Origin of the sequence: Janthinobacterium paucivorans, assembly GCF_051380805.1 — a bacterium.
In the GTDB taxonomy this organism is placed as follows: domain Bacteria; phylum Pseudomonadota; class Gammaproteobacteria; order Burkholderiales; family Burkholderiaceae_D; genus Janthinobacterium; species Janthinobacterium lividum_D.
The window spans coordinates 1-7363 of the sequence record NZ_JBNYXR010000031.1 but is presented as its reverse complement, the minus strand read 5'-3'; the positions used below and the strand labels follow the sequence as shown (position 1 = coordinate 7363).

Below are 7363 nucleotides of genomic sequence, written 5' to 3'. Positions count from 1 at the left end.
GTGCTGCAACCAGTGTGAAAGTAGGTTATCGTCAGGCTTGTTATTTGGTGCAACAGCCCCCGGCTGTTCCACCTTGAGAAAAACCCCGCCAGTGATGGTGGGGTTTTTTTTCGTCTGCTGGTTTTAGTGTTAGCCCCAGCTATTCAGCAGCAAGATAAAAAGCCCGCGCCTCGCAAGAGGTGCGGGCTTTTTTTTAGAAACTGTATTGGGCGCTGAAACCTAGCAAGCAATTACGGCCTGGTGCCGCTTCGTAGTAGCGCTTGTTGCTGTCGCCGACGATGAGCGAACCGACGTAGGTCTTGTCGAAAAGATTGTTCAGGCGGACAAATTGCTTGAAGTGCCAGTTGCCCGTGCTTTGTTTGGCATTCATGCGTACGTTGAACACCGTGTAGCCGGGTGCCGGTTTTTCGCTGTTGCTGTCTTCCGCGTACACTTGCTTGCTGGCCACGCTTTCCAGCGCCGCGCCGAAGCGATCAAGCGTATCTTTCCACCCCAGTTCCGCAAACAGGTTGGCGATGGGTACACCCGGCAAACGGCTGCCTTTGCGCGCGCTGCCGAAGGCTTGGTCATACACGGCGTGCAGGCTGGTCAGTGCCACTTTTGTCGTGAAGCCATATGCCAGGCTGGCGTCCAGAGACACTTCCATGCCCCGGCGCAAGGTCTTGCTGGCGTTGATATAGCTGGTGCGACCATTGCCTGAATTCTTGTTGTCGACCACCAGTTCATCGCTGGTCTTGATCTGGAATACGGCCGCGTTTACATGCGTGTTGTTGTTGAGCCTGGTCTTGACGCCCGCTTCCAGGTTGCTGCTGGTGGCAGGTTTTAGCTGGTAATTGAAGCCGCCGCCCATGCCCGAGTAAAACAGTTCGTTCAGGGTCGGTGCTTCGAAGCCCCGCGCGGCGCTGGCGTACACGTTGACGTTCGGCGTCAGCTTATACAGCAGGCCCAACACCGGTGTGGTGTGGCTGAACTCGAGCTTGCCGCTGTCGTCGCCATTGCTGAGAAAGTGGTCATTGACTGCCACTTTCATCTTGCTGTAGCGCATACCTGCACTGAGCAGCCATGGTCCGCCTTGCCATTGCGCCTGAATATACGGAGCGAGGCTGGAGACGACATCGTGCTCGTCGCGGCGTAGCTTGCCTTTTACGCCCAAGCTATTGCCCATGTAATTTTCATAGCCGGTGCGCTTGTCGCTGGAGCGGCCATAGTCGATGCCGATGGTGGTACTCAGCGTGCCGCCGGCCAACTGGTTCACGTGTAGCCAGTTGCTATCGATGCCATAGAACTGGCGCTGAAAGTCGACCACGCCGCCCGAATGACTCGCTGGCGCCTGGAACACCCTGCTAAAAGCTTGGTACTGGATCACATCGCGGTTGCCGCCATACATCGTCACATGCAGGCGGTCGTCGCCGAACGACTGTTCATAGGTAGCGCCGATTTGCTGGTGGTCAATGCTCTTGCGCGTGTTGTAGCGTTCGGCAAATGTGCGCTTCGGGTTTTGCGTATCGGTGGTGTCGGTTTCGCCTGCGCGCGGGTTTGCGGCAAACGTGGCCCAGGTGACGCCCAGGGGATCTTGTGTATTGCCTTGGTGCAGGCTGTTGGCGACGATGGTCAGCTTGCTGTTCACATTTGGCTTGAGCGTGATCTTGCCGAACGCCTGTTCGCGCGTGGCAGCACTGTGGTCGCGGAAACCCTGCGTGCGGAAGCGCGAGCCGTCCAGCACGTAGCCGATGCCGTCGGCTTGTCCCTGCGCCGAAAGGTCCAGCTTGCTGGTGCCGTCGCTGCCGCCCGTGACGTTCAGCTCCACGGACGGGGGATTTCGCCCAACCTTGGAAAACAGCTGGATCACGCCACCCGAGTGGTTGCCGTAGATGGCAGAGAAGGGGCCGCGCAGCACTTCGATGCGCTCGGCCGTATCGAGATTGAAAGTGGCGACCTGACCCTGGCCATCGGGCATGCTGGCGGGAATACCATCGCTGATCAGTTTGACGCCGCGCACGCCAAAGGCCGAGCGGGCGCCGAAGCCGCGTGAAGAAATTTGCAAGTCTTGCGCGTAGTTCTGGCGGTTTTGCACCACTAGGCCCGGTACGGCGGCCAATGCTTCCGAAGCGTTGACGCGGATTTGGCCCTCCTGGATGCGGGCGCTGTCGACTACATCGATCGAGGCTGGCACTTCCTTGCTGGGGCGGGCGATGCGGCTACCGCTGACGACCACCGTATCCATGACTTGTCCGGCGGCCAGGTCAGCGGATTCGGCGGCGAAAACGTGGGGGGCGAGGGTGGCGCTGCCAGCGACAAACAGGCTGGCAATGGCGTTCAAGCGGAAACGATGCTGCATGCGGGTTCTCCAATCTGAATAAAAGCGTGCTTAGTCGCGTGTGCGTATTGCCGTGCGCAAATTGCCATGGGGCATGGTGATTCCTTCGTGGCACAGGAGCAGGTGTTGCAGTTTGGTACACCTGTTCCATTGTGCAGCAACAAAGGGGCGACGCAGCAGGGCTGGCGTGAATTGGCGCAGGATACACCTGCCTTGTTCAAGACGCGCGCACAGTCCCCCGGGCAGAATCACCGGCGTGTGGCGGTGAGCTGGCACGGCATTTGCACAAGACTTCTTGTACTCACCCCATCTGTACCAAGACGTTTGATATTTATTTCAGTAATTCCATTCTAATTAAGCCGATAGAGGATGACATGAATTTTGCAGACATCAGCAAACTGGGCGTCGCCAACCCTTTCAAGCAACGTTATGACAATTACATAGGCGGAAAATTCATTGCACCAGTAAAAGGTGAATATTTTTCCAATATTACGCCCATCACCGGCTTGCCATTTTGCGAGATCGCCCGTTCCACGGCGGAAGACGTGGAACTGGCGCTGGACGCCGCCCATGCCGCCAAAGATGCCTGGGGCAAGACTTCGCCTGCCGAACGCGCTAACATCTTGAACCGCATCGCCGATCGCATCGAACAGAATTTGAGCCTGATCGCCACGGCGGAAACCATCGATAACGGCAAGCCGATCCGTGAAACGATGAATGCCGACATTCCGCTGGCCATCGACCATTTCCGTTACTTCGCCGGATGTATCCGCGCGCAAGAAGGTTCCGTCGCACAAATCGATGCGGAAACCTATGCTTATCATTACCATGAGCCGCTGGGTGTCGTGGGCCAGATCATCCCTTGGAATTTCCCGATTCTGATGGCCGTGTGGAAACTGGCGCCAGCCCTGGCCGCCGGCAATTGCGTCGTCTTGAAGCCGGCCGAGCAAACTCCCGCCTCTATCATGGTATTGATCGAACTGATAGGCGACTTGCTGCCGCCTGGTGTGTTGAACATCATCAATGGTTTTGGCCTGGAAGCGGGCAAGCCGCTGGCGTCGAGCAAGCGCATCGCCAAAATCGCGTTTACGGGCGAAACGGGCACGGGCCGTTTGATCATGGGTTACGCGGCGCAAAACCTGATTCCCGTCACCCTGGAACTGGGCGGCAAGTCGCCGAACATCTTCTTTGAAGACGTGATGGATGCCGACGATGATTATTTCGATAAGTGCCTGGAAGGCTTCACCATGTTTGCGCTGAATCAGGGAGAAGTGTGTACCTGCCCATCGCGCGTGCTGATCCAGGAATCAATCTACGAAAAATTCATCGAACGTGCATTGAAACGCGTGGCTGCCATCAAGCAGGGCAATCCGCTCGATGCCAGCACCATGATCGGCGCCCAGGCTTCGCAGGAGCAGTTGGAAAAAATCCTGTCCTACCTCGATATCGGCCGCCAGGAAGGCGCCGAAGTGCTGGCTGGCGGCGAGCGCAATACACAGGCAGGCGACCTGGAGGGCGGTTATTACGTGCGTCCGACCGTGTTCAAGGGCAACAACAAGATGCGTATCTTCCAGGAAGAGATTTTCGGGCCTGTCGTCTCCGTGACCACCTTCAAGGATGAGGCCGAAGCGCTGGCTATCGCCAACGATACCTTGTATGGCCTGGGCGCCGGCTTGTGGACGCGTGACGGTTCGCGCGCCTTTCGCATGGGACGCGCCATCCAGGCCGGCCGCGTATGGACCAATTGCTACCACCTGTATCCAGCCCATGCCGCATTCGGTGGCTATAAGCAATCAGGTATAGGACGTGAAAACCATAAGATGATGCTCGATCACTACCAGCAAACGAAGAACTTGCTGGTGAGCTATAGCCCGAAAGCCCTGGGTTTCTTCTAAACCGGCACACGCGCCGCGCTCCTAGCCAGGCGCGGCGTGCAGAAAGGGATGCCATGAATGCAATAATTGCCCGGGTAGTCGCCACCGAAGCGGCGCTTGAAATGATGGACAAGTTGCGCGAGCGTCACGGCCCATTGATGTTTTTCCAGTCGGGCGGTTGTTGTGATGGCAGTGCGCCCATGTGCTATGCGCTGGGCGAGTTCGATGTCAGCGATACCGATATCTATCTCGGTCATTTGAATGGCACACCGTTTTACATGGGAATCGAGCAGTTCGCTTACTGGGAGCATACCCAGTTGATTATCGATGTGGTCGATGGCAATGGCGGCATGTTTTCACTCGATAACGGCACGGGCAAGCGCTTCTTGACGCGCTCACGCCTGTTCACCGATGAAGAGTGCGCGTTGTTGCATGCCCAGCCGCTAGAGCACAGCAAGACCTGATACACCTATGCTCATCAGTATGGGCAGCGCAAGACGTCGCACTTCTTTCCGCATCTGCTATAAACTATTTCAGATGTGGACGCTTGCGATAGATCGTGTTGCGCGATACGCCCAGGGCCCTGGCCGTGGCCGAGACGTTGCCTCCATGCGCATCGAGCGACCTGCGGATCACGTTTTGTTCCATCTCTTCCAGGTTGGCGCCGGCGGCGATCATGCAATCCGCGCCTGGGCTGGCGGCATGGGCTTGCGTCATCTCAATATCGTCGAGGAAATCATCTGGCATGTGGCGCAAACAGATTTCATGCTCGTCGCCAGCCATGACGATGGCCGTGCGCAACAGATTGGTCAACTGGCGGAAGTTGCCAGGCCACTTATGCAGGTGGAACATGCGCAGGATGTCCGGTGCCAGCGTATAGCGCGTGTCGGGCGCTACCGTTGCGAGTATCTTTTTTACGACCGTGTCCAGGTCCGTGCGCTCGCGTAGCGGCGGCAGTTTGACCACCAAGCCGTTCAGGCGGTAATACAAGTCTTCGCGAAACAAGCCCTTGGCCATGCGTTCTCGCAAGTTATGATTCGTAGCGCAAATGAGTTCCACATTCACGGTAATCGACTTGCTGCTACCTAGCGGCGTGACTATGCGTTCTTGCAGCACGCGCAACAGGCGCGCCTGTAAACCAAAGGGCATATCGCCGATTTCATCGAGAAATAGAGTGCCGCCATTGGCTTGTAAAATCTTGCCGATAGCACCTTTCTTGCGCGCCCCCGTAAACGCCCCGTCTTCATAGCCGAACAGCTCGGACTCGATCAGAGTTTCCGGTATCGATGCGCAATTGACAGCGATAAACGGTCCCAAGGCGCGTGGCGAGTCGTTGTGAATGGCTTGTGCCAGCAATTCCTTGCCGGTCCCCGTTTCACCCATGACGAGGATGGGAATGTCGCGCCCCAATACCTTGCTGACCTTGTCGATCACCAACTCTAGTTGCGGATCGCCCGTGCGCAGGTAGCGCAAGCCGGACAGGCGGCGCGCCGCGTTGGCAGCATGGCTGGCCGGTGCGAGAACCTGGGCCGGCACGGCGTGAATATCGCCATGCTCGGTGCTGATATTGAAACCGCGCTGGAAGACAGTATTGGCCAGGCGCAATTGTGCGCGACCGTAGACGCGCACGCCGCTGTGCATGCACAGGTTCAATAGACCTGGTGCGGCCGTTCGGTAATGGTCGTACAGGGCAGACACGGGTAAGCCGAACAAGGAACTGAAGGTATGTGATTTCAGCGCGGCAAATGACAGGCCCAACTGAAACAAACCGTTCTTATTGGCGGATAAAAACCGTCCACCCGGCGTAAATGAGGCGATACCTTCCATCAAGGTACCGATGAATTCGGGGCGGGCATGAAAGTGCACGGTGATGGCATCTTCAAAGGTGGCGGAAAACAGCTGATTTTCGATCATCAGCGCCGACATGCGCACCAGGGCCATCGTATGCTTGTGAAAGCTGCGCTGGTCGCTCGACACGTCCAGCACGCCGATGACCTTGCCGCGGTGATCGGTGATCGGCGCTGCAGAGCAGGTCAAGAAATGATTGGCGGCCAGATAATGCTGGTCCGCATGGACCAGGGTGGGGACTTTTTCCGTGATGGCCGTGCCGATGGCATTCGTACCGCGGCTTTGTTCAGACCACGCTACGCCGGGTTGCAGGGCCACCCGGTTGGCTTTCTCCAGAAAATCATCGTCGCCTAGCGAATGCACGATCACGCCATGGGCATCCGTCAAAATCACCATGTTGTGCGTGTTGACGATTTGCTGGTACAGGGTTTCCATCGCGGGCAACGCGTGCGTGTGCAGCATGCGATTTTGCTCGATCAACAACGACAGATCGGATTTGCCTGCCGGCGTAAAGTCGGGTGTGGCCGTGGGCGACAAGCCAAAGGCGACTGAGCGTTGATGGGAAGTTTCGATGATGACGGGGACCCTGTCCAGTCCTGCTGGCATGGCGTTCCCATCCGCTATGGATGAAAACGGCGCGCTACGGTAAGTAGTTGACGGTTGATACATGATCTCCTTGCCTCCGTTGGGCCCTGTACTGCGGCGCTCTTTTGAATATCGAGAGTGTTACACAATGTAGCACCGGTCACAGACGCGAGCAAAGCAAAGTGAACTGGGCTATATCCATTGTTGCTGTCAGTCCCATAACTGCTCCCCTTATTACTGATTGGGCAGTGCATGGGCATGCCAAGCGAGTGCGGTATAAGGGCTACTTTATGGAGTGGAAAAATACCCCTTGCAGGGCGAGCGGGCCAGGGCTATAATTCGCCCCCTCGCTGAACGACGCATGTAAATGCAGAGTAAAGCAGGGTAAAAAAGAAGATTGACGAATTTAGCGAAATGCCTCATACTCTTTCTTCTTCGCAGCTGACAAACACAACGCTTTGTCGATAGCGCGAAAGCAGTAACGGATACAGTTCTTTAACAATTAACAGTCGATAAGTGTGGGCATTTGATGTAAGTGCAGCAGCGGTCTTCGGATCGCTGTAAAACTTAAAATATCAAATGTTCACAAGAAATAATGAAATAGGATACTTCTTCGGAAGTAGCCTGTCAGTTTTTTGAGTGAGCAAACACCTCGCAATGCGAGGGGTTTGAACTAGTTAAATAGTTCGACCATGCCTGTAAAAAGGCAAAGTAACAGAGATTAAACTGAAGAGTTTGA

At 56.2% G+C, this 7363-nt stretch carries 4 protein-coding genes; 2 read left to right on the top strand and 2 right to left on the bottom strand.

Annotation, left to right across the window (positions count from 1 at the left end; genetic code table 11):
* Nucleotides 1–193: 193 nt before the first annotated feature.
* On the bottom strand, nucleotides 194–2338 hold the full coding sequence (locus tag ACQ4V8_RS21700) for a TonB-dependent receptor family protein (protein WP_436572185.1): 2145 nt from the start codon (nucleotides 2336–2338) through the stop codon (nucleotides 194–196).
* A gap of 353 nt (nucleotides 2339–2691) precedes the next feature.
* Here ACQ4V8_RS21700 and adh point away from each other — a divergent pair, with 353 nt between their 5' ends.
* Entirely contained in the window at nucleotides 2692–4212 is a 1521-nt protein-coding gene (adh, locus tag ACQ4V8_RS21695; protein WP_010401957.1) for an aldehyde dehydrogenase, read from the top strand.
* 53 nt (nucleotides 4213–4265) lie between these two features.
* Complete coding sequence (locus ACQ4V8_RS21690) at nucleotides 4266–4655, top strand: DUF779 domain-containing protein (RefSeq protein ID WP_196857146.1); 390 nt, start codon at nucleotides 4266–4268, stop codon at nucleotides 4653–4655.
* Nucleotides 4656–4719: 64 nt separating this feature from the next.
* Here the strand turns inward: ACQ4V8_RS21690 and ACQ4V8_RS21685 are convergent, their stop codons facing one another.
* Nucleotides 4720–6645 (bottom strand): sigma-54-dependent Fis family transcriptional regulator, encoded by a 1926-nt coding sequence (locus ACQ4V8_RS21685; RefSeq protein WP_010401952.1) that lies wholly within the window; start codon nucleotides 6643–6645, stop codon nucleotides 4720–4722.
* Nucleotides 6646–7363: the final 718 nt, after the last annotated feature.